Origin of the sequence: Acidicapsa dinghuensis, from assembly GCF_025685685.1 — a bacterium.
Taxonomy (GTDB): Bacteria; Acidobacteriota; Terriglobia; order Terriglobales; family Acidobacteriaceae; genus Acidicapsa; species Acidicapsa dinghuensis.
On sequence record NZ_JAGSYH010000009.1, the window covers coordinates 21,922 to 40,575 of the forward strand.

Here is an 18,654-nt window from a genome sequence, read left to right on the forward strand (position 1 = left end):
TACTCATTCGTTAAGATGCCAGAAGTTCCTTTTTGCCGCTGTATCACCTGTCTCTTGTATCGCCCATCGAACGTGAGCTCATCCTCTGCCAATGCGACTCGTCATACCGACCAGAATCCCGCATCTCTGAAAAAAGACCCTCGCGCATTCGCATATATCGTCTTCTACGCGCTTTTTGCCAACATCCCTTTTCTTCTGGCGGCCCGTCAGATGGGTATTCTCCGCAATGGATGGCTCTCGCTCGACTATCTCGCAGCCGGCATTCTCGCGCTTTATCTGCCGCGCGTCTTCGCGCCATTCCTCTTTCTGTTCGCTTTCTTCATTGACTTACTTCAGGGCGTCAGCGAAACCTACTATCTCTCCGTTCGCGTATGCCTGACCAATCTCAATGCTCTCAGCGATCTTCCACCCGGCCGCCTGGGGTACATGATCTTTATTACCTTCATCTTATTGCTTGCGCTCGCCCTTGCGTGGGCTTTGCGCACTCCGCGCCCACGTCGGCTCAAGCAACACATTGCACTGTGCCTGATCCTCACTGGATCCGTTTTTGTTTTGATCGATTGTCTCTCTGCCGTATGCCGCAGTGGCCATCTTCCCGGCCTACTCCATCCATCGCACTGGTCCCAGTCAGCTGCGTTGCCGGTAGAGTACCGTCTTACTCGTATCTCCAGTATCCGTATGGCGCGCGCCATCGTCGCACCTGCCCCTGTCGGTTTCTTCATGCCAAGCGCCGCGGCACAGATCCTCGATCCAACGGTCTTTCACGCTTCCGGCCTCGCATCGTCTCAGCCCAACATCGTCCTCATCCTTGTCGAGTCCTGGGGAAAAGCCAACGATCCGGCAATCCGCGCCGCTCTCACCCGGCCTTTTGAACAGCCTGCAATCCGAACCGGCTACACCATCTTTCAAGGCACTGTTCCCTTTCAAGGCTCAACCGTCACCGCCGAGGCTCGCGAGCTCTGCGGCAGTAACATGGGCTTTCATATCCTTGAAGCCACAGCGCAGGATCTGGCTTCCTGCCTGCCTCATCGCCTAGCCTCCCTTGGTTATCAGGTGATCTCCGTCCATGGCATGGACGGCAACTTCTACCACCGTCTCGACTGGTACCAACGCATGGGCATACAAACCATGTGGTTTAATCCAGAGCTCCAAACAGCAGGCCTTCCCTCATGCGCAGGTTCTTTCAGCGGCATCTGCGACCCGGCCATCGCCGCATGGATCGCCCACAGGCTCACTAGTGACCAACACAACTCACAGCCCGATTTCATCTACTGGGTTACGCTCAACTCACATCTGCCTGTGACTGTACCCGCCCCGCTCAATAGCCCGCCTAACTGCGCCTTTAGTCCGACGCTTTTACAGCAGCCTGAGCTTTGCTCCTGGTATCAGCTCATTGCGACGCTACAACAATCCGCAGCAAAACTCGCCACAGATGACACTGGGCATCCCACCATCTTTATTCTGGTCGGCGACCACGCGCCGCCATTCACCAACGCAACTCTTCGCGATCAGTTTTCTCCCAGCAATGTTCCTTATATCGCGCTCATCCCACGCGCGTTATCAAGTGCAAAGCCCAAATGATTCACATCACTCTGCGGGTTATGCGTAAATCTTCTGCGCCAGCATCTGTTTGATGCCGCGAAGCGCCTGCCGCGTCCGCTCTTCATTCTCGATCAGAGAAAAGCGCACATGCCCGTCACCATACTCGCCGAAGCCCACTCCGGGACTCACGGCAACCTTCGCCTCAGTCAGCAATTGCTTGCTGAACTCCAGCGACCCCAGATGCCGGAACTGCTCCGGAATCCGCGCCCACACAAACATCGTCGCTTTCGGCGAGGTTACGTGCCAGCCCGCACGGTTGAGGCCGTCCACCAGCACGTCACGGCGTTTACGATAGTTCTCGCAGATCTCTTTCACACACTCCTGCGGACCATCCAGCGCCAATATCGACGCCACCTGGATCGGCGTAAACGTTCCATAGTCGAAGTAGCTCTTAAGCCGCGCCAACGCACCCACCAGCACCGGATTGCCCACCATGAACCCGACGCGCCATCCCGGCATGTTGTAGCTCTTCGACAGCGTAAAGAACTCGACGGCAACATCCTTCGCACCCGGCACCTGCATCACGCTAGGCGGCTTGTAGCCATCAAATGCAATATCCGCATACGCGAGGTCGTGAATCAGATAGAAACCAAACTCCCGCGCCAACTCCACCAGCCGGGCAAGAAACGGCAGCTCCACGCACTCCGTCGTCGGATTCGACGGAAAGTTAACGATCAGCGCCTTGGGCCGCGGCATCATCCGCGGAATCAGGTTTTCGATCTCCGCCAGAAACTGCTCCTGGTTGTGGATCGGCACGCTCACTACATGCGCGCCTGCAATCGCCGGGCCGTATATGTGAATCGGATAGCTCGGATTCGGCACCACCACTGTGTCGTTCGAGTCCAAAATTGCCAGGCACAGATGCGAGATGCCTTCCTTCGACCCAATCGTGACAATCGTTTCCTTGTCTGGATCGAGATCCACGCCGTACCGTGTGCCGTACCAGTGAGCGATTGCCTTACGCAGCCGCGGCAGTCCGCGCGACACAGAGTAGCGATGCGTCACCGGCTTCTGCGCCGACTCCACCAGCTTGTCGAGAATATGCTTTGGCGTCGCCCCGTCCGGGTTGCCCATGCCAAAGTCAATGATGTCTTCGCCACGCCGCCGCGCGGCCACCTTCATCTCCCCGGTGATGTTGAACACATACGCGGGCAGACGGCGAATCCGTGTGAACTCTTCCATTCAATAATCATAGCCGCGCCTCAGACTCTTTACCCCCGCCGCAACCGCAAACAGCCTCCCTCCCGAACCCATTCTCGAACACCGCACTAGGAATCCGCGGCAGTAGGCGTCTACCCGAGCAGACCGTACAATAGAAGTGTGGCTACTCTGTCCACTCCTCAGCCATGCGTACGGCTGCAGATAGACGCACCAGCGCCCCTGCGCCTCTGGCACCTCACCAGCCTCGACGCCCCAACCGTCGCTTTTGTCTGGACCCTCGTCTTTGCATGGGTCGTGCACGTTCGTCTGCCGCTCTGGCTTCCCATCGTCGTCAGCCTCTCCGCCTGGGCCTGCTACATTGGCGACCGCCTTATGGATACCCGAAGAGTCCACCGCAGTATCTTCGGACTTTACAAATCCGGCTCTCTCCGCGAACGTCATCATTTTCACTGGCGTAACCGCAAACTCCTGCTCCCCATCGCCATCTTTGCCGGCTGTGCCGCCCTCATCCTCGTCCTGCGCTTCATGCCCTTCCACGCCCAGGAGCGCGATTCAGCTCTCGCCATCGCCACCGTAGCCTACTTCGGCTCTATCCACTCACCCAGCCACTCATCCAACCGCCGGCGTCGTACCCTCCTGCCCAAAGAATTGCTCGTCGCCCTCGTCTTCACCCTCGCCTGTGCAGCCCCCGCTTTCACACGCGTTTCCTCTCACTACGAACTCCTCCTCCTCCCTGCCGTGATCTTCATCGCTTTAGCCTGGCTCAATTGCCACGCCATCGAAACCTGGGAAACCTCCTTCATCCAGACCGCGACCGGCATCCACAAACTCGCTTACCGCCTAGCCACCGCCGCATTCGTCATTGCCATTGCGGCGGCTTTCCTGCATGCGCCCCGCGTCGCCGCACTCCTCGTCATGGCCACCATCAGTGCCGCGCTCATCGGGCTCCTCGACCAGTTCCGCGACCGCCTCACCCCGCTCTCCCTCCGCATCGCCGCCGATCTCGTCCTCCTTACCCCGCTAGCTCTTCTGCCATTTGCCTGAGATGTCCAAGGCCCCCAACTTCAATCGCCTCGCCCTCATCTACCGCTGGCTTGAATACCTCACCTTCGGCCCATTCCTGCATCGTTGCCGCACCCATTTCCTTCCTCATCTCGAGCACTGCCGAAACGCCCTCATTCTTGGCGACGGAGACGGCCGCTTCACCGCCGCCCTCTTGCGCTTCAATCCGGCGATACACGTAACCGCCATCGATGCGAGCCCCGCCATGCTCGCCGCGCTCCGCAAGCGCTGCTCCCCCAGCATCAGCCGCCTCACCACACAGACCGCCGACCTGCGTCAGTGGGCACCTGACCCGTCCGCACTCCGCTATGACCTTGTCTGCACACACTTCTTCCTCGATTGCCTCTCCACCGAAGAAATCGCCGCCATCGCCCATCGCCTAACCCCGGTGTTAGCCCCCAACGCCCTCTGGATCATCTCCGAATTCGCCATTCCATCCACCGCCTTCGGTCATTTCGCCGCAGCCCCACTCGTCTGGCTCCTCTACCGCGCCTTTCGCCTGTTAACCGGCCTCCGCCAACAATCCCTCCCCGGCTATCCCTCAGCTCTCACTGCCTCTGGCTGGTCACTCCAATCGCAAATTCCGCAGCTTCGCGGCCTCCTCAGCAGCCAGCTCTGGCAGCGGGTTTCCTGATGCCGATGTATCATTGCCATCAGAAGCGCCCATGAATCTCCAGATCGAAATCCCGGACGATCTCGCCCACCAGCTCACCTGTGCAGACGCAGATTTGCCGCGCGTCACCATGGAAGCACTGGCGCTCGAGGGATACCGTTCCGGGCGATTGTCCGACGGTCAGGTGCGGCGCATGCTCGGCTTTGCCTCCCGCCTCCAGGTTCACGCGTTCCTCAAGGAACACGGCATCCACCTGCACTATTTCATGTCCGATCTGGATGAGGACCGCTCCACCTCCAGAGGTCTGGAAGATATCTCCGGATATCCGCCTCACGCATGATCGTTGTCGCCGACACCTCTCCAATCAACTATCTTGTGCTGATCGGTCACATCGAAATTCTGCACCACTTCTACGATCAGGTGGTTGTCCCATCCGCAGTCTGGGAGGAGCTGCAGGACATGCACACGCCCTTCTCGGTTCGCTTGTGGGCTCTTCGACCACCCAAAATGGCTTATAGTTCGCCAACTCAGCAACACTCCAGATCCTTCGCTCGATTTTCTCGATCGTGGCGAACGTGATGCCATCGCGCTGGCTCTCGAACTTGAAGCGACTCGCCTCATAGTCGATGAAACACTCGCGCGTAAAGAAGCCGTCCATAGAAAGTTGGCTGTCATCGGAACGCTGGGAGTCCTTAGAAACGCAGCTCGCGCCAATCTTCTTGACCTGCCCGAAGCACTCTCCAAACTGGAACAAACCAGCTTTTATGTTGCCCCGGAACTAATCCAGTCACTCCTCGATGAAGACGCACTTTGGAAGAAAGAGCAATAACGCACTCTCTTATCCGCTTCTCCTGCAACATGTTTCTCCGTCAAGCGCCCAGGCAGGTGATTATCACCGTAATTTCTTGCCACCCGTCCAACATCCGGCATACGATCTTGGAAACGGTTCCATGCGCTGAGCCGCATGGACCGGCATGACACGGAGGACTCCTTCATGGCCGCCATCATCGAACCCGCAGCAGCCGCAATCGCCGCCAAAACCGAAGAACAATGGGACGAGTTCGTCTCTGGCCGCTACCGCGAAGGCAAATCCGAAGAAGAGTTCCGCGTCTATGACGCTCAGGCCAATCCCGGCGTCGCTGAGTTCTACCGCATCAATCACGCCCACCAGACCCTCGATTTCGTCCTCGCCAAAGAGGCTGAGTTCCTGCCTCTGAAGAAAGCCGAAATGGGCATCTGGGAGGCCGCCGACTTCCTCAACAACCTCGTCGACGACAGCGACCCCGACACCGACCTCTCGCAGACCGAGCACCTGCTCCAGACCTCCGAAGCCATCCGCAAAGACGGCCACCCTCGCTGGATGGTCGCCGCAGGCTTCGTCCACGACCTCGCCAAAGTCCTCTGCCTTTGGGGCGAACCGCAATGGGCCGTCGTCGGCGACACTTTCCCCGTCGGCTGCGCCTTCTCAAGCAAAGTCGTCTTCCCTGAATATTTCGCCGCCAACCCCGATGTGACCCACCCCGTATTCAGCACCAAATACGGCATCTATGCGCCCAACTGCGGCCTCGACAAGGTCCACATGTCCTGGGGACACGACTGCTACGGCGCAAAAGTGATGGAGCCCTACCTGCCCGAAGAGGCCATCTACATGCTCCGTTACCACTCCTTCTACGCCTGCCATCGCGAAGGAGCCTACAGCTACCTAATGAACGATCACGACCGCGCGATGTTCGAATGGGTCAAGAAGTTCAACCCCTACGACCTCTACAGCAAAGGCCGCGCCAAGCCCAACATTGCCGAGATCAAGCCCTACTACGACGAACTCTTCACCGAGTTCTTCCCCGCCAAAATCGCCTGGTAGTTAGGAGATTTTTCGGAAGGATCAGCCATCTTCAAAGGCTGCGGAAAACCCATGCGATCGCTTGTTTTGAAAGGGCACGGCTTCAGCCGTGCCGTTAAATCCACTCAGATCAATGGGCTTCAGCCCCTGAGGGATGTTTTTTCGCATCCTCTGCTCCAAAAAACCCGATTTTCCCACCTCACGCCCTAACCTTTCGCGCTCGGTCGGGAATCACCGCTGTCTAATCCCCCTCCCTCCTGCCGTACATTGGATACATTATGAAATCTCTCCTCCTCGCCGCCGCGCTGCTCGCCACCACCCCGGCAATCGCTCAGAATTTCTCCGATCTAAAGCCCACCCCGCAGCAGACTGCCTGGCAGGACCTCGAATTTGGCGTCATCATCCACTTCTCAACCAACACCTTCCTTGATCGAGAATGGGGCGACGGCACCGCCGACCCCTCCGTCTTCAACCCCACCGACTTCGACCCCGACCAGTGGATGCAGGCCATCAAGGCCTCCGGCGCCAAATACGTCGTCCTCGTCGCCAAGCACCATGATGGATTCTGCCTCTGGCCTACAGACCAGACTGATTATTCCATCAAGAAAAGTCCCTGGAAAAACGGCAAAGGAGACGTCGTCGGCGACGTAGCCCGCGCCGCCCACAAATACGGCCTGCAGTTCGGCGTCTACCTTTCGCCATGGGACCGCCACGACCCCCGCTACAAAGACCCCGCCGGCCCCGCCGCGTATGACAAGTACTACAACGCCGAGCTTGAAGAACTAGCCTCCCACTACGGCAACCTCGTCGAGTTCTGGCTCGATGGCGCAGGCTCCGCAGGTCACGTCTACGACTTCAAAAAGATCATCGAAACCCTACGCACCTACCAGCCCAACGCCATCGTCTTCGCCGACACCGGCCTCTTCGAATACGGCGACGCCCGCTGGGTCGGCACCGAAAGCGGCCGCGTCCCCTACGAGAACTGGAACGTCATCGACCGCCACGGATACCTCCGCTGGCGTCCCGTCGAAGCCGACACACCCCTGCGCGACCTCCACTGGTTCTGGCATCCCAACGACGAAAAATCCCTCAAGTCCCTCGACGAGCTCCTAACCACCTGGGACGACACCGTAGGCCACGGCGCGCAGCTCATGCTTGGCCTCGCCCCCGACCGCCGCGGCCTCCTGCCCGACTCCGACGTAGCCCGCCTGAAAGAATTCGGCGAAGCCCTCCGCCAGCGCTACAGCCACAACCTGATGGCCGAGCGCAACACAACCACCGTCGAGGAATCCGCGGCCCTGGACAACAACCCCGACACCTTCTGGTCCGCACCCGCAGGTTCTCACCACTCCGAACTGGTAGCCACATTCCCCCACCCCATCACCTTCAACCGCTCCCTAACAATGGAGTGGCTAAACGACGGCCAGCACATCCAGAAATACTCCATCGATATCTGGGATGAACAAAAGAAGGAGTGGCGCTCAGTAGCTGCAGCCCAGGCCATAGGCCACGAAAAGATAGACAAGTTCGAAGAAGTAACCACCACCCGAGTCCGCTTGAATATTCTAAGCAGCACTGAGGCAGCAGAAATCCGCGAATTCCAGCTTTACGAAATCAAGTGACATCCAAAACAGTCAGCCTTCAGTATGTTCACATTCCCTCCAAATGGGTACCCGAGGTCCGAGAATTGAGACCCTACGGGTACCCAGGCGCTGTAATTGGATTTGTATGCCGAGACATGGGCCACGCCGGCCGTTCATTTATCGAGATATAGCCAACTTGGCTTTATCAAGTGGGCGATGACAACTCTTGTAAGTGCTTCCACTACCGCACCAGCACTGCTGATTAGGGCCGATGAATTTGAGATGAGTAGCCGGATTGAATGCTCGCGCTGTTGGTCCGGGCCAGTATCCGGACCAGTAGTCTAGCATGATCATTCTCCTAGGATCGCCCGCAAACACGACTGAAGGCATGTCATTAATGAGCGTTTCTCCCGGCAGTAAGACTCGGAGCAATACGCCATTGGGTGGGAATCCACGGAAAAGTTGGCGCGTTCGAAGCCAAACTAAGTGCCTCGCGGTATAGATCGTAAGTTGATTGAGGAATTTGGAAATGTCATCCCGCCGCGGATCATATTCGAACTCGGATGCTGAGTATATACACAGACCTGGAATCCTTTTGCCTTCATATTCGATTAGCTGGTCGTAGCGCGGATGAGGATGAACCAAGCCATAATGCTCAGCAAAGAGCGGATCAAGCAAGTATGCCCTCGGATGCGCTGGTAATGGCTGAATTAAGATTAGTAGCCGACACCTCACTGTCATGTTGACTAAGAGCGGGTCCGCCCAATGAGCTTTCATCGGTAACTCTTCCCGCAGTCTGCCGCCATGAAGCCATATCGTCTTACCTTCCTCAAGGCGATGCAGGAAGCCGCGGGCCGATTCGTCGGAAGAGAATGGTTGAATCTCACCAACCCAAGCGCTGGTTGCGGTCGTTTGATCTGGTTTCCGCGTCTGGGCAAATTGAGGATAGTCGACTGCGAGGGACGCCGCTTGGTATGGCGTCCTCGCAGTAGTTACGGCCGCCCCCACTAGAGCGACCGCCAATCTGCACCAACACTATGTGAACGAGCCGGTTGAACTGGTCGGTAAGGTGGCGGAGATACTTGAATGGGTTTCGGCTGGCAATCGGGAAGTGCGCCAAGATTATCGGTGATGATGCCATCACGTCGGGTGATTAAGAACTTACGACCCTCACGTCTCTCGACCTCAACGACTGCTTGGTGCCCTAGCGCATCGCGGACAATGAACCGAGTCTCTCCAGCTTCGATCTGCCGTATCGCCTCGTCTTCGCTTATACGCAGTTCAGCACCTGTGATGGCGTCGATACCTCCGACTGCCTCAATACGCCCTTCGGGCGCGCTTTTGCTCTTACATCGGACCAGTATGGTCTTCATTGCGTTCCCCTTGGTTCTCCAGTTCAGCATGCGGAACTGGGTGGAGGGTTTCACCGGTTGGCGAGGCACGCAATGAGCTCGGGCTATGGCATCATAGACCGCAGGGCCGCTTCATAGCATGGAGTGGCGGGTGAACCGTTGGTTCGCCACCCGATGCCGGTCCGCCTCTAACGGACCGGCATCCTCTTTTCCCCACCCAAAGGAACATAAACCGAGCTGTTGGGCGGAGTAGCATCGCGTATAGCGTAACCAAGGACCAAAAGTATTGTCAAGTTGACTATGATCATCGACTTAAAATGTCGGTAAAACCGACAAAATTCCTTAATCTATTGACAAACGCGATACTTTGTTGAAAATATTCAGTGTGGGATCTGTGGAAAAAAGAGCGGAACTGATGAAAATTTCCGCAGCTGTCAATGAAGCGTTCGGTGCCAAGCTCAGGTGGCATCGAAGATCACGGGATATCTCACAAGGAGAACTTGCCGCCCGCGTAGGTTTGTCACGCGTCACAGTTGCGACTATTGAGGCAGGCAAGCAAAACACACAACTGCAGCATGTGTTCCTTTTTGCTCGGGCGTTGGATGTCCCAATCTCCGACTTGGTGCCAAGTATTCAAGAGGTTGAGCAGAGGCATCATGCTCCGGTCGACATTGGTTCCGGTGGAATCGTCATGTCGGACCTGTTTTTTTTGCAGGACGCGCGGGAATTGCTGCGGCAACTAAAGGATGGAGCCGATGAGCACCCATTGGACGAAACAACAGATTGAGAGTATGACCCGAGAGCTACTCGTTGAGCTTGGAGTTGACCGGGTACCTGTACCGGTCGAGTTTATAGCTAGAGCTAAGGGCCTACCAATCGTAGAGAGCAACATGGAAGCTGAAGTTTCGGGAGCTCTGATCAAGAGCGGAAATCTTCGCGGGATTGCGATCAATGCTTCTAATGCTCCCGTACGAAAGCGCTTCACGATCGCCCACGAACTTGGTCACCATCTAATGAACCACATCGACAAAGACCACATCGACTGGGAATTTACTGTTATACGAAGGGATGGGCTATCCTCTGAGGCGCAAGACGATCAAGAGATGGCTGCTAATTCATTTGCAGCAAACCTGTTAATGCCAAAGCATCAATTAAGGCAAGATATGGAGAGGTACAGGCGCTTTAATGGTGAAATTCGTATGGACGAAGCGGACGTCGCTCTGCTGGCCAAGAAGTATCGCGTCAGCACCGTGGCGATGAATTACCGGCTTCAGAATCTTGGTTTTCTATCTTGGGCTTGACGTAAATCTATAGACCTCCGGATGTGTGTCGGCCGAGGGCCTAAGTCCAGGACGTACATTCCACCACAAAATCAAGGGCCCCAGGCTTCACTTCTGAGACCTGGGCACCTCCACATCCACGACTTCCACGTCTATTCCATCCTCCTGCCGCGTCTATCCACCAGCAAGAAACCTCCAGCCCACAAGATGGAAATGAGGCCCAACATGCACTCACTCAAACCATCGCTGGCAGCCCTGCTTCTCCTGCTCGTTCTCTCACCCCACCCAGCAAAAGCTCAATCCTGCGGAGCTACCAGCATCGCCGTCCAGGTCCTCGGCTCCGGCGGCCCGGAGTACCAGGACAAGCGCGCCTCCACCAGCTACCTCATCTGGGACCACGGCACCCCACGCATCATCCTCGACGCCGGAGGCGGCAGCGCTCTCCGCTTCGGCGAAAGCGGCGCACAGATCTCCCAGCTCGACGTCTTCCTCTTCAGCCACTTCCACATCGATCACACCAGCGACTTCCCCGCGCTGATCTTCTCCTCCTGGTTTGAAGACCGCATCCGCCCTCTGCCCGTCTACGGCCCTCCCGGCAATGAATTCATGCCCTCCACCACCGAGTTCGTGCACGATCTCTTCAGCGATCCCCACGGAGCCTGGCGTTACCTAAGCGACCTAACCGATCCCCACGCGCAGGGGACCTATCAGCTACAACCGCACGACGTCGCCGCCGGAGCAACGCCGGTATTGGTCTTTCGCAATGACCACATGGCGCTGTACGCCGTACGCGTCATTCACGGCGCTTTTCCCGCACTCGCCTGGCGTGTAGAAATCGGCGGCAAGCGCATCGTCTTCAGCGGAGACACCAACGGAGAAGGCGGCGGCCTAACTCAACTCGCAACCAACGCCGACCTCTTTGTCGCCCACAACGCCGTCCCCGAAAGCGCCTCCGGCGTGGAACGCCGCCTCCACATGCCGCCCTCCGTCATCGGCACCATCGCCGGCAGCGCCCACGTCCACCAACTGGTGCTCGCTCATCGCATGCTTCGTACGTTAGGAAAGGAAGCCGAAACCCAAACCGAAATCCGCCGCCACTACGCGGGCCCCGTCGCCTTTGCCAATGACCTCGATTGCTTCCCCGTAAAGTGAGATAACTGCTCCCGGTACATACTGGGTGTCTACTCGCTACGCCGGGGTCGTCGTTGCCGAAAATTATCACTCAATCCGGCACAACAGATCTGACACAGCTAACCCCGTGTAAAGAAACAGCGCAACCTGCTCTGGCGCCCGAGCACAAGAACACTCTCCTCATGACCGCAAAAGAAGATTATGCACTTCACACAGAACGAGAATTCCGGCATAATGGGGTTGCCGTGACAGGGCAGAAAAGGTAAAACTGCATTGTTTTCGATTAGATAGAAGAGGTACAGTTAAATCTGGCGGCAGGCCGGGGAGTTGAACCCCAATCCTGGCAGGGACTGTTCGCGGGTATAAATCCGCTTAGGAGCACCGGCTCCGGGCCTGCCGCTAATCGTCATCTCAATTTTGAGATACGAGTAGAATCTTACCACTAATCTCTTTTTTGAGATAATATGAACGGGCACACGCTCTGTACGTTCGCGGGTTTTGTTTCTGAGGCTGGCGGACGGCTGGTTCAGGAGTGGTACGACGATCTTCCGGAAGAAGAGAAAGAAGAAATTCAGGACACACTCAACTACCTTGCGAGTATTCCCCCTGCTCAGTGGAAAAGACCGGAATTCGACAAATTGGATAAAGGTCTGCATGAAATCGGATGTAGGGTATGCGCGAAAAACCATTGGATTCGCATTTACGGAATATTTGATCCTCAAAGGCGGGGAAGATTCATATTTCTCTACGGAAATGCCGAAAAGAAGGTCAAGAACGACACGCGCGGCAAGAACAAATCACTAGAAAGGGCGAGCCTGCTTAAGCAAGGAAAGGCATCTACACATGAGTTTGTTATCGAAGCGGGGGTTACTGAAGAGAATTCGCAGAAGCAAAGAGGCAAGAAGCCGACTGGTTGAGTCCAACCTGGCTAAACGTGTTGCCTATCAGATCAGGGCTACGAGAGAGGCACAGGATCTCAGTCAATCAGCACTTGCCGATGCAGTCGGCATGAGCCAGAACAATATTTCGCGTCTTGAAAACCCTGACTATGGCAAGCACACTATCTCTTCGTTGCGAAGAATTGCCGATGCACTAGATGTTGCCCTTGTTGTGAATTTTGTGCCGTTTAGTCAGTTCGTTGACTGGTTAAGCGGAACCCCTTATTTAGACAAGGGACTTCGCCCAGAGGCGTTGGCGGTGCCTAAGTTCGCCGAAGAAGAGCAGCAAAAGGCTTTCGATAGCGACATTAAATACTATGGGGTATTTACCAACCCCGTAGCAGCCAGCGGAGTTTATCCTTCGCGAATCGAAATTTCAACGCCACCAATCCCGCTCTTCCAGAGCGCTGGAGCTATTACCCCGCCAATAAATTCTGGATCTAGCAGGCCCATGCTTTCAGAATCTCAACGCGTTAAGCAGGAGTGGGCAGCATGATGAGCACTTCCGAAACAAAACTGCAAACTGGTCAAACTGTGACATGGGACAACTCGCAGTTGATAAGTATCTACGCCAATACTATGGCCATAGGGTTGACACCATTCGACCTAAGCCTCACATTTGGGGAGATCGGTTACGCCACTCCCGAGCAGATGCAAGCGGTAGGTAGAGTCAAGCTAATACTCGCTCCAGAACAGGCATCCAACTTGATGAAGCTTCTGTCGATTGCCGTCCAGAAGTATGTAGAAAACAATGGCGAATTGCGGGTAGCAGCAGCAGTTGATCCTGACCTGTTCTCTAGGACGCTACAGGAGAATTTGGTAAAGCCAAACCAATGAAAGTAGACAAGAGCCAATTCGATACGCTGCTGGGGCGTCTTATGCAGACGCCACCTGAACCCGCGAAGGCGATAAAGACCGAGGGCAAGGCGGGAAAGATAGTCCCGCCTATTCAGCCACCAACTCCGCATAAGGCATAGGCTCAACACCGAGCATCCGGCGGAGTGTGGGGTTGAAGCGATCCTTCTCTTTCCGTGCGTTGAATCGCGTCTCAAACTCGCTTAGGTAGCGGTGCAGGTGCTTTATCGATACCTGATGGTAGCTGCCTATGATGGCCCGTTTGAACAGCGAAAACGCTGATTCGATGCCGTTCGTTGTAGCGTTGCCGTCCACATACACATTCTTGCTATGGTTCACGGTCATGTGCTTTTCAGGGGCATGGCCGGAGAGACGCAGAGCCTTAGGGTAGGCGCGTAGCTCATCCGTGTTGATTGCCTCCACATCTGCGCTCACATGCTCTTTCAGGAACTTCGCCAGCGTCTCTATCTTGGCATCGGTGGTGTGAAACATCCGAACACGACCGCCGCGCTCTTTGATGCCGACAACGACTTCTTTGTTCTCGAATCGCTTGTGCCAACTGCGACCGATACCGTGGCCTTTGCCGCCTACGTAAGTCTCATCCATCTCCACGATGCCTGAGAGCTTATCGTCGCTGCGAGGTGCCATTGATTTACGAATGCGATGCGCCATGTACCATGCGGTGCGATAAGAACCGATGCCCAAGTGTTCCTGAAGCTGTTTCGCGCTCATGCTCTTCTTGGCGTCTACGATCAGCGCCAGCGCCATGAACCACTTTGTTAGAGGCAGGTGAGAGTCATTGAAGATCGTTCCGCTGGTCGCTGAAAATTGATTCTTGCAAGTAGGCTCAAGGCACTGATAGATGCGCGTCCGCTTGTTCTTGCTGGCCGTCTTCCGCGTGATCTTGCTGATGTGATTGTTGCCGCATACAGGGCAGCGGATGCCATCAGGCCAACGCATCGTCTCAAGGTAAGCTAGGCAATCATCGTCTGTTTGGAAGGTCTTGGTTACGTCTATCAGGTTCATTTCGGCCTCTTGATGTTCTAAGTATGCCGAAACTATCTTTCTGTGTCAAGTGTATAATCTTCCCGCAAAATAAACAGCAACAAAATCTGTTGTTCGCAAAATTAATTACCCCCTCCCTCGCGGTAACTTCTTTCTTTTCTTCCTGACCGAACCGGATCACTCCACAAATCCCGCAACCGGGGGCAAGCCAAGCTCGCGCCGCGCAAACAAACGGAACTCCATCGGATAGCCAACCACATGCTTGCGCCACGTCTGCCGCACCAGCGTCACGCGGCACCAGCGGCGGAAGGTGCAGATCCACCACTCCGAATGCGGCGAAATGCGATTGTCAGGAAATGCCAGCTTCAAATCGGTGTAAACCGTGTACATGAAGTCCAGCATCGAGTTCGCAAACTGCTCCGGATACAGCGTCACCTGCGCCTCGTCGCTCTCGGGAACATTCCACTCCACCTCATCCGCTGTGAGCGTGGGCTGGTTCAATGCTGCTTCTAGCCCTACCAATTCCTTGCGCTCCCGCAGATCTTTGAGAATGCCCTCATACAGCCGCATGTGATCGGCGAGAAACTTCTCCATCTCCGGCGTGCGCGGATACCAGATGTCGTACATGCGGTCAAAAAGCCGCCGTATCTCATCCGTCGCACCACCCCGCGGCGTCGCAGGCGCATCCAGCTTCACCTTCTCCGGACTCATCGCCGGCATCATCGTCGTCATGGCCACATGATGCCCAAGCCGTCGATACGCCTCAAACTGCGTCTCCAGGAACCACTGGTTCGCCGTCGAGTCCTGCGGGAACACCGGATGCTTAAGCTTGTAAGTCAGCAGGTCAGGCGGCTCGTCACCCACCAGCGAAGTCTTCATGTACACGATGACGCCTTCATACGGGTCGGCATCGTCGCTGCCCATGCACTCACACGAGGTCGACACATCCGCCTCGCGCGCCACACCGGGCGGCGGCGGATAGGTAATGGTGCCCACCACGCAATGCGCACTGCTCGTTCCTGTCTTCTCCTCAATCTGCAGCGGTCTGAGATCCAGATCGATTTCCACGCCAAAGTCTGACCGGCATTTGGTGATCGCTGCGCCAATGCCTTCAAATTTCATGCCACAGTCCTCTTCGGCATCGCACACGACGATGTAACGGCAGCGCCGCCGCACCAGCTCGTATAAACCCATGTTCTCGAAGTGGCCGCCGTCGCTCAGGTTCACATAAGGCGCGGCATCGTTCACTGCGCCAAACAGCTCACGAAACAGATACAGCGCGGCAAAGTACGGTGTTGGCCTGTTACGTCCCGCAAGCCAGCGGCTCTCGCGCCGGGGATTCGATATCCACCAGCCCAGCCGCACGTTAAAGAACGTCATCAGAAAAGCCATCGCCGGATTGCTGTTATAGCCCATGTTGGGGTTCGCAGCCGCTCCTGAGATCGCTACGGCAGTATCGAGTCCAATGCCGCCTTCCGAGTAGGCATATTCTTCGGTGGGCACAAAGCCGTTGTAGCTCACCATGCAGCCTTTGCGATTGCTTTCCTTCGCATCCGTCCATGGAATGCTGTAGCCGGAGTACAGCGGCGTAAAGGCGAAACTGGCTCCTTTCCGCTCCTGCGTCGCCAGGTCCTCACCAGTAGTCAGATTGATCGTCGTGCAAAAGATGGGGAACGGCCCCTCATACTCTCCCTGCTCATTGTGGATCGAGCGATACTCTTTGGGCAGCAGGTCGCGTACACGCGGCTGCACGCGCTGCGTGGATTTCTGCTGCAGACTCTGCCCCGCTCGATCCGGTACCCACAACTTTGCCCTGGTATCGAAACCGCTAAAAGGATCGGCCTCACGTTCGGGCGCAGTGGCTGCCAGGTAGCAGCGTGAGAGCCTGTTGCGATAGAACGACTGCATCGAGAACTCGTTAACATCGACGCGCCATCCAAAGATCACGGCAATAGCAAATGTAACGAAGCAGCACGCCACATCGACAAACCAATATTGTGCGACAAAACCAGCCCATCGTGGCAACGCATCGTCGGGTAAGCCATTGACTGCCTGATATAGACCGTCCAGTCCAAGTGAGGCGACATTGGAGACGCACAGGAGGATGATCAGCATCGATAATGGCGCGGCAATGAAGGCAATGAGATCGAGTGGCTTAAAGCCCAGGAAATGATTGTCCGTTGGCTTGCCATCCGACTTACCGCTGGCTCCGGCAAAGATCGTCGTTCCATGCGCCACCAGAAAGGTGATGGCCGTAGATATCACCGCTGCGGGCCCTACGCCATAGAGCCAGTAGCCGAGGTATGGTCCGATCAATGCCAGACTCACTAGTCCGAACCACAAGAGGCCGTAGAGCATGGACCAGGCGCGGAGCCGGGCCAGCCATTCGCGGCGCAGATCAGAGAAACTGCGCCCCAGCAAACCCATGGTAAGTTCGATAGCGATATACGGCACACCAAGCAGCAGCCCTGGCAGAATCGCCAGTTGTATTCGCCACGGATCAATCATCGCTCCATTCGAGCCGTTATTGGCTGCATTCGCGCACGACAAAACGCCGCTAAGATTAGCCTGCGAAGAATTGCAGACACACGATTTCAGCGCCTGCGACGCTGCCTGATTGTGCGCCCCCAGCACACCGATTGCACAGGAGATATGCCGCGCGGCCCAACCGCTGCCCTCAATAAAGCCCCAGCCAAGAGCACACGCCGTTGCAGTCATGGCTATTCCAGCGCAAACAAAAGCCATGCCGCAGACAAAGTAGAAACGTTTCGAGGCATGTTCATAGATGCGCTTCAGTGAGTCCATAGCACCGCCGGCAAAGATGACCACCATCGCGACCGCAAGCACCCAGAGCGCAAAACCTGCTTCGCCAAGCCAGCAAACCACCGGATCGCTGGCCTTTCGCAACTGCACCCAGTAGCTGAGCCACCCGGAAAACGCCAACCAGGGGAGGATAATCTTCAACTGCACCTGGCGATTGGTCAGCAACTTGTCCGCTTTCATGCTTGCGGAGTCATCACTATTGGCATGCATTCTGCGTTGCAGCTGCAAATTTGTGCCCAGCCTTACAAGCGACCAGATGGCGATGCCCGCCATGACCACTCCGGCCACCGCGCCCCACCATCGTAATGTTGCGGCGACGTCACCTTTCCAGGTCCAATAATCGCTTTTCGCCCATGCTGGCGCACCGGCAAGCAGGTGCACTGCAAAGCAAGCCGAGGCCAGGCCCATGACAATCGGTATCTGATTGAGGATGGTATTGCGCAGCCAGATGGCGATCATCGTCCAGGTATCGGTTGAAAGCGCGCCGCGCGCGGGAGTGAGATAGCTGGCATAGCGCATCAGCCACTTGATAGGCTCGGGCGAGCGCGGCAAACAACCCGGCTCAGCCTGTGGAATCAGTTCGGCGATCACTCCGTCGCGGCCGTCAGCGTTGCGCATGATCCACGACGCGAGGAATTCATGGATATAGCCGCCACCGGAGACAGACGAAAGATAGTCGATATGCGGCAACAGGCCTATCTGGGCAAGGCCTTGCAGCACGCCGAGGTTAAAGGTAGCGCTGCGTATTCCGCCGCCCGAAAAACAAACGCCGAGAAGCCCTTTTTTCGCCGCTGTTGTATAGACATCGTCTCCAGGCTCACCTGGCCATGCGCGGCGCGCTGCCAGCTCCTGCTCCAGCAGCCATTTGCTCGGGGTGAAATGCACCTTCACCGCAACCAGCTTCTGCAGCTTGGGATTGTGCGGAAGACGCTCGATCAATTGCTGGCGTGTGTAATGGGCTGTTCCTAAACGGACCGATGCGGGAAACGCAGCATCGACGAGTTGATCGACAGTCCACTCATTATCCAGATGGCGATAACGACGGCCTGCTTCTGAAAGAAGCTCAGGGCGAGCCTCAAGAAGAGCGCGCAGCTCGTCGCGGCCATACCGTTCGCCGCGCACAATAGCCGCATCGGGAAATGCAAGCTCAACCAGACGCTTGCAATAAGCGCGATTTGAAGCTTCACTACGCGAATTGGATGTGTGATGATCCGGTCGGCTTGCCATACGTACTCCCGATCGAATGTATTTGGGGATTTTGCGCCGCGGAGCGCCTGCAGATGTGCAGAATAAAAATGCGATGAAAACTCGCTGATGATTAAACCACTCTTCTTACCGCGCGAACAGATGAAATCGCACCAAGCGGCGATTTCCGCGTATTACGATCCCTGCCTGCTATGGTGATCTCA

The 18,654-nt window shown here is 56.3% G+C and carries 19 protein-coding genes; 13 read left to right on the forward strand and 6 right to left on the reverse strand.

The genetic code is table 11. The features are described from left to right. The first annotated feature begins 72 nt into the window (after positions 1-72). Positions 73-1,581: a sulfatase-like hydrolase/transferase gene (locus OHL22_RS22210; RefSeq protein WP_263341986.1), complete on the forward strand. Its 1,509-nt coding sequence runs from the start codon at positions 73-75 to the stop codon at positions 1,579-1,581. Between the two features lie 18 nt (positions 1,582-1,599). Here OHL22_RS22210 and alaC read toward each other — a convergent pair whose 3' ends face one another. After that, positions 1,600-2,784, reverse strand: a complete 1,185-nt coding sequence (gene alaC / locus OHL22_RS22215; RefSeq protein ID WP_263341987.1) for an alanine transaminase — start codon at positions 2,782-2,784, stop codon at positions 1,600-1,602. A gap of 138 nt (positions 2,785-2,922) precedes the next feature. Between alaC and OHL22_RS22220 the strand changes: the two genes are divergently transcribed. The 5 genes from OHL22_RS22220 (at position 2,923) to OHL22_RS22240 (ending at position 6,299) form a co-directional block, all read left to right on the forward strand. After that, positions 2,923-3,807: a hypothetical protein gene (locus OHL22_RS22220; RefSeq protein WP_263341988.1), complete on the forward strand. Its 885-nt coding sequence runs from the start codon at positions 2,923-2,925 to the stop codon at positions 3,805-3,807. Between the two features lies 1 nt (position 3,808). Further along, positions 3,809-4,459, forward strand: coding sequence for a class I SAM-dependent methyltransferase (locus OHL22_RS22225; protein WP_263341989.1), 651 nt, complete (start codon positions 3,809-3,811; stop codon positions 4,457-4,459). A 31-nt stretch (positions 4,460-4,490) separates the two neighbouring features. After that, complete coding sequence (locus tag OHL22_RS22230) at positions 4,491-4,778, forward strand: UPF0175 family protein (RefSeq protein ID WP_263341990.1); 288 nt, start codon at positions 4,491-4,493, stop codon at positions 4,776-4,778. Positions 4,779-5,102: 324 nt separating this feature from the next. Continuing rightward, positions 5,103-5,267, forward strand: coding sequence for a DUF3368 domain-containing protein (locus tag OHL22_RS22235; protein ID WP_263341991.1), 165 nt, complete (start codon positions 5,103-5,105; stop codon positions 5,265-5,267). Positions 5,268-5,432: 165 nt separating this feature from the next. Next, positions 5,433-6,299 (forward strand): inositol oxygenase, encoded by an 867-nt coding sequence (locus OHL22_RS22240; protein ID WP_263341992.1) that lies wholly within the window; start codon positions 5,433-5,435, stop codon positions 6,297-6,299. A gap of 21 nt (positions 6,300-6,320) precedes the next feature. Here OHL22_RS22240 and OHL22_RS22245 read toward each other — a convergent pair whose 3' ends face one another. Continuing rightward, on the reverse strand, positions 6,321-6,446 hold the full coding sequence (locus OHL22_RS22245; RefSeq protein ID WP_263341993.1) for a hypothetical protein: 126 nt from the start codon (positions 6,444-6,446) through the stop codon (positions 6,321-6,323). Between the two features lie 110 nt (positions 6,447-6,556). Between OHL22_RS22245 and OHL22_RS22250 the strand changes: the two genes are divergently transcribed. Continuing rightward, a complete protein-coding gene (locus OHL22_RS22250; RefSeq protein ID WP_263341994.1) occupies positions 6,557-7,900 on the forward strand; it encodes an alpha-L-fucosidase in 1,344 nt (447 codons plus the stop codon). 138 nt (positions 7,901-8,038) lie between these two features. Here the strand turns inward: OHL22_RS22250 and OHL22_RS25155 are convergent, their stop codons facing one another. Further along, the gene (locus tag OHL22_RS25155; RefSeq protein WP_377819786.1) at positions 8,039-8,638 is read right to left on the reverse strand and encodes an SEC-C metal-binding domain-containing protein; all 600 of its coding nucleotides are present in this window, start codon (positions 8,636-8,638) and stop codon (positions 8,039-8,041) included. Positions 8,639-8,868: 230 nt separating this feature from the next. Further along, entirely contained in the window at positions 8,869-9,264 is a 396-nt protein-coding gene (locus OHL22_RS25160) for a DUF3892 domain-containing protein (protein WP_377819789.1), read from the reverse strand. A 364-nt stretch (positions 9,265-9,628) separates the two neighbouring features. Here OHL22_RS25160 and OHL22_RS22255 point away from each other — a divergent pair, with 364 nt between their 5' ends. The 6 genes from OHL22_RS22255 (at position 9,629) to OHL22_RS22280 (ending at position 13,399) form a co-directional block, all read left to right on the forward strand. Continuing rightward, the gene (locus tag OHL22_RS22255) at positions 9,629-10,000 is read left to right on the forward strand and encodes a helix-turn-helix transcriptional regulator (RefSeq protein ID WP_263341995.1); all 372 of its coding nucleotides are present in this window, start codon (positions 9,629-9,631) and stop codon (positions 9,998-10,000) included. A 4-nt stretch (positions 10,001-10,004) separates the two neighbouring features. After that, positions 10,005-10,514, forward strand: a complete 510-nt coding sequence (locus tag OHL22_RS22260) for an ImmA/IrrE family metallo-endopeptidase (protein WP_263342161.1) — start codon at positions 10,005-10,007, stop codon at positions 10,512-10,514. Positions 10,515-10,718: 204 nt separating this feature from the next. Then, entirely contained in the window at positions 10,719-11,645 is a 927-nt protein-coding gene (locus OHL22_RS22265) for an MBL fold metallo-hydrolase (protein ID WP_263341996.1), read from the forward strand. Positions 11,646-12,088: 443 nt separating this feature from the next. Next, on the forward strand, positions 12,089-12,541 hold the full coding sequence (locus tag OHL22_RS22270; RefSeq protein WP_263341997.1) for a type II toxin-antitoxin system RelE/ParE family toxin: 453 nt from the start codon (positions 12,089-12,091) through the stop codon (positions 12,539-12,541). Then, positions 12,468-13,058 carry a helix-turn-helix domain-containing protein gene (locus tag OHL22_RS22275; protein ID WP_263341998.1) on the forward strand — a complete coding sequence of 197 codons (591 nt, stop codon included), beginning with the start codon at positions 12,468-12,470 and terminating at the stop codon, positions 13,056-13,058. Before OHL22_RS22270 ends, OHL22_RS22275 begins: the two co-directional genes overlap by 74 nt. Beyond that, complete coding sequence (locus OHL22_RS22280) at positions 13,058-13,399, forward strand: DUF3467 domain-containing protein (RefSeq protein WP_263341999.1); 342 nt, start codon at positions 13,058-13,060, stop codon at positions 13,397-13,399. Before OHL22_RS22275 ends, OHL22_RS22280 begins: the two co-directional genes overlap by 1 nt. Positions 13,400-13,507: 108 nt before the next feature. Here OHL22_RS22280 and OHL22_RS22285 read toward each other — a convergent pair whose 3' ends face one another. After that, on the reverse strand, positions 13,508-14,443 hold the full coding sequence (locus tag OHL22_RS22285) for an IS1595 family transposase (RefSeq protein WP_263342000.1): 936 nt from the start codon (positions 14,441-14,443) through the stop codon (positions 13,508-13,510). Between the two features lie 156 nt (positions 14,444-14,599). After that, the gene (locus OHL22_RS22290) at positions 14,600-18,472 is read right to left on the reverse strand and encodes a hypothetical protein (protein ID WP_263342001.1); all 3,873 of its coding nucleotides are present in this window, start codon (positions 18,470-18,472) and stop codon (positions 14,600-14,602) included. Positions 18,473-18,654: the final 182 nt, after the last annotated feature.